General features: G+C 35.5%; 5 protein-coding genes and 1 pseudogene. All 6 read right to left on the reverse strand.

Annotated elements, in window-relative coordinates:
* Positions 1–467 precede the first annotated feature (467 nt).
* Positions 468–767: a hypothetical protein gene (locus AC1DOS_RS18660; protein WP_477538710.1), complete on the reverse strand. Its 300-nt coding sequence runs from the start codon at positions 765–767 to the stop codon at positions 468–470.
* The gene (locus AC1DOS_RS18665) at positions 736–1,173 is read right to left on the reverse strand and encodes a DUF899 family protein (protein ID WP_477538714.1); all 438 of its coding nucleotides are present in this window, start codon (positions 1,171–1,173) and stop codon (positions 736–738) included. Before AC1DOS_RS18665 ends, AC1DOS_RS18660 begins: the two co-directional genes overlap by 32 nt.
* A gap of 327 nt (positions 1,174–1,500) precedes the next feature.
* Complete coding sequence (locus tag AC1DOS_RS18670) at positions 1,501–1,800, reverse strand: putative quinol monooxygenase (protein ID WP_477538711.1); 300 nt, start codon at positions 1,798–1,800, stop codon at positions 1,501–1,503.
* 48 nt (positions 1,801–1,848) lie between these two features.
* Positions 1,849–2,484, reverse strand: a complete 636-nt coding sequence (locus AC1DOS_RS18675) for a nitroreductase family protein (RefSeq protein WP_477538712.1) — start codon at positions 2,482–2,484, stop codon at positions 1,849–1,851.
* 35 nt (positions 2,485–2,519) lie between these two features.
* Positions 2,520–2,990, reverse strand: a complete 471-nt coding sequence (locus AC1DOS_RS18680; RefSeq protein WP_477538713.1) for a MarR family winged helix-turn-helix transcriptional regulator — start codon at positions 2,988–2,990, stop codon at positions 2,520–2,522.
* A gap of 390 nt (positions 2,991–3,380) precedes the next feature.
* Positions 3,381–3,694, reverse strand: a pseudogene (locus tag AC1DOS_RS18685) (patatin-like phospholipase family protein); the annotation flags it as partial.

A 3,694-nucleotide genomic window follows, 5' to 3' on the forward strand; every position in this document is an offset into this window, starting at 1 on the left:
CTTCTTGGCTAGCATCTTTTTTTGCTGTTTCTTCCTTAGGTGTTTCTTCTTTTGTTGCTTTATCATCGTCGTTACAAGCAGCTAAACTTAAAGCTAAAGCGCCAGCTACAAACGGTAGTAGTATTTTTTTGAATTTCATGTACATGTTATCCCCTTTCATATCTTCATACTCTATTTTTAATTAAAGCCTAGTCTGCATCTTAACGAACATTTTGGTAAATTTAAACCAAAAGCCCTTCATGACATCAAATTGACATCTATTTGTCATATGAAACAACTCAATAAAGACTGATTAGACGCGCATTAAGTAAAAAACAGTCATACTTTTGTTACAACATCAATTCCGTGTCATCTAAAGGAGGAACCTTAGTTTTTTTTCACTTCGAACAGGTGAAACCTTAAGACATAAGGATCAGCAATTATTACGCTTGTATCCTTGTATTCTTTTGTAATGATGCAGCCGTTTTCTACAAGTAACTTTTTAGCAGATTTAAAATCTTCAACTGCGAATTCAAAGAAAACTTGATTAGCCGAATTGTTTTCAAAGAATGTACATTCTTCATCCCTAAAATAGTTTCATAAAATTTAAGAGCATTTTCATAATTTGTTTCGCCGATCGCAATATTATTCGTCAATTGATAATCTGATTGATTGTTTAGCTTTTTCTTGGCAACCACATCACTCGCTCCAGATGGGAGTAAATCAAATAATGGCCAAGTCACACAATAATCGTCGTTAGGTCCAAATTGCGCCTGTGCATGAGACATTCCCATCTTCATCTTTACTAAACGTAGAGACACCTGGGGTTAAGGTTGAACCATTTTGAAAACCCATATCGCTAGTGAAGGTAGTTTCCTTTACCGAAATCATTGTAAACTGCCATTTACGTGAAGCTGCAAAATCTTCCTGAACAGTCGGATCGTCGGGATTTGCCACTACAAAACTAGCTTTGTCCATTAAATGATGATGAACGCCATTAAATCCATCAGCCCACATCGTGCAATACGAGCAACTTTTCCCCATATTATGAATGACAAAAAGTTCATCTTTAGGTCCAAATAATTCGAGTAAAGTTAATTTCTGATGATTTGTGGATATAAATTCATAATTCTTAACAAGTCTCTCTGGTACTGCTTTTCTTAATTGAGTTAATTGCTTCTTTTTTTCAAAGATTTCCTTTTCAAGTTCTTATATTTGAGTTAACAGGTTAGTACTTAACATTAGATTCGGCTCCTTCTAGTTAATTTACGTTCTACATAACATTCAATAACAGAAGAAGATAATCCTCTAATTACTGCTACCACAAAAAAATCATGGGAATTACTTATAATGTGACGGAAAGGTTTACCGAGACGTGAGCACTCTAGGAATGAGGAAGAATTCTTGAGTATATATTGTGAAATTGCATACCAAAAGCATGTTACTTGTATAAATAAAAGAATCCAGCACCTATTTATGGTGTTGGATTCTTTATCGGCTATGCAACTGTGGGACGTTTACCTATATTTTTTGCGTTTCAGTAGCGTCGTAAAGTTTCACATCTAAGGGTGCTGCAAAATATTGTGGAGCATTACCGGCAAAGGATGTGAAGTGTTCGCTTTTGTTATGAATATCGACAGCGGCAGAATCTGCCCACACTTCTACCATTGTATAGACGTTTTCTTTTTCTATATCTTTCATTAAGTCATACGCTACATTCCCGAGTTCAGCTTTAGAAGCAGCAATCAATGGGCGAATTTCTTCTAAAAATGCTTTTTCTTTATCTGCTTGTATCTGAAATCCAGCGTGAATAATAATCATTGTATGCGTTCCTCTTTTCTTATGTTGTTTGGTTAAGTTAAGTTCTCTTTATTTCCACTCTGTGATTGTATCAACAGGAAGACGGACAGATTGGTAACCCTTATCTTTAGCTTTACCAATTGAAATAAGCATAACAGGATAGTAACGCTCTTTATCCATGCCAAAAGCTTCTGCTATAAGAACCTTTTCATAGCCACCGATTGGATTCGTGTCATAACCGTGAGCTCTTGCAGCTAGCATTAACTGCATGGACACTAAACCAGCATCGATTAAGTTCATATCTTTCAACTGCTCGGGTGTCATGGTGCTGATCAATCCTTTTATAGCTGGTAACTGAATATCTCTTACTTCAGCTGGCATATGCCCTTCATCCACTGCTTGTCCATAAATTTCATCTGCATAATCTAGGCTATTCATATCTGCAAATACAGCAATCATCGCAGCAGAAGTTGCCACTTGAGTTTGATTAAATTTTGCAAGGGGAGCTAATGTCGCTTTGCCTTCTGGGCTATCAATGACAACAAAACGCCAAGGTTGTAGATTTACCGATGAAGGAGCAAGAGTTGCTTTAGTTAATATTTCGGTCATTTCTTGACGACTGATTTTTACGGTTGGGTCATAATTCCGAATAGAGCGTCGTCCTGTTACTATTTCATTAAAGTCATTTATTAGTGTTTGGTTCATTATATATATTCTCCTTTAGTTCTACTGTAGTTTGATTAGTTGCGTGTTGCATTATTAAATGATTCTAAGTCGTTCGGATCAATATTTTTAACATTGTCTTGTATCCGAGTAAGCATTTCCAATAGTGATGAACGTTCCTTTTCTGTAAAACCTGTCAAAACTTTTGAAATGAATCGTTGTTTCTCGTCCTGGTAAGCAACGATTCTTTCACGTCCTTCACCTGTAAGACGAACAAACGTAAATCGATTGTCAGCGGGATTCTTGCGTCGTGATACCATTCCCTTTTCTTCGAGTTGCTTTAAGTGCCTCGTGACAGCAGCATGATCTATGTTCACTTCTTTTTGTAGTTCCGTCTGACTAATTTCCTCTATTTCATACAGTTTGTTTAAAATGTCTAAACGAGATTGACTGATTCCTGTGCAGCGCTCAAACTTCGGGCTTGTTTGTTTACTAATCTCATATAATCGATAGACAATTTTTCCTTCTTCAGAACATGAGTTGGACAAAACATTCACCTCTCTCAGGTAATTGATAAGTCAATAATTGACCCGTCAATTACTATATAACACTTGATGCAACAAATCAACTAATTGAATTGTTGGAGGATTTTTTCACTAATGGATTGTCTTAGTGGCATTTCCGTTGTTGAACGTGGTGTAGCGAGGAGATTGAATCACTTTCCCCCCTCAATTTTAATGAGTTGAATGATATAAACGGCTAAGTATAAGCAATTTAAAACAATTCGTAAAAGTGGACATTTACGAACTGTTTAATTGTCTTTATATTTCTTTGATTGACCTCCAGAAAAATTATTACCACTTATTCATTTATATATTTATAAAAAAAGAATCCACAACCGTATTGGTAGATGGATTCCAATAATAATTTGATTAATTTTAAAGAATATGATAAATCGTTTGTTTAGTTTTTATATCGGTTGTCGGTGACCATGTTTTTAGGAAGTGGATGGCGCTACTACGCCCTTTTTCAATTAATGCATTTTTCATTTCTTCATTTAGATTAAATTGAGTAGCACTCGTATCATCTACGGGGATAAAAATAATATCTTTTTCATGCTTTCGAGAAATATACTTTTCATCGTGTGCATTTTTCATCGTAGAAAATAGTGCATCGAATAAATTCAAAGCATTGTCGATTTTATGTCCTCGCGCTTCTTTATGGCCACAACTAATCTTCAAACCAAGAAGTG

The sequence above is a fragment of the Paenisporosarcina sp. P5_A11 genome (assembly GCF_056400705.1).

What these genes read in the sequence shown, in the direction of transcription:
- AC1DOS_RS18660 (WP_477538710.1), bottom strand. Translation starts at nt 767, where the DNA reads ATGTCTCATGCACAGGCGCAATTTGGACCTAACGACGATTATTGTGTG.
- AC1DOS_RS18670 (WP_477538711.1), bottom strand. Translation starts at nt 1,800, where the DNA reads ATGATTATTATTCACGCTGGATTTCAGATACAAGCAGATAAAGAAAAA.
- AC1DOS_RS18675 (WP_477538712.1), bottom strand. Translation starts at nt 2,484, where the DNA reads ATGAACCAAACACTAATAAATGACTTTAATGAAATAGTAACAGGACGA.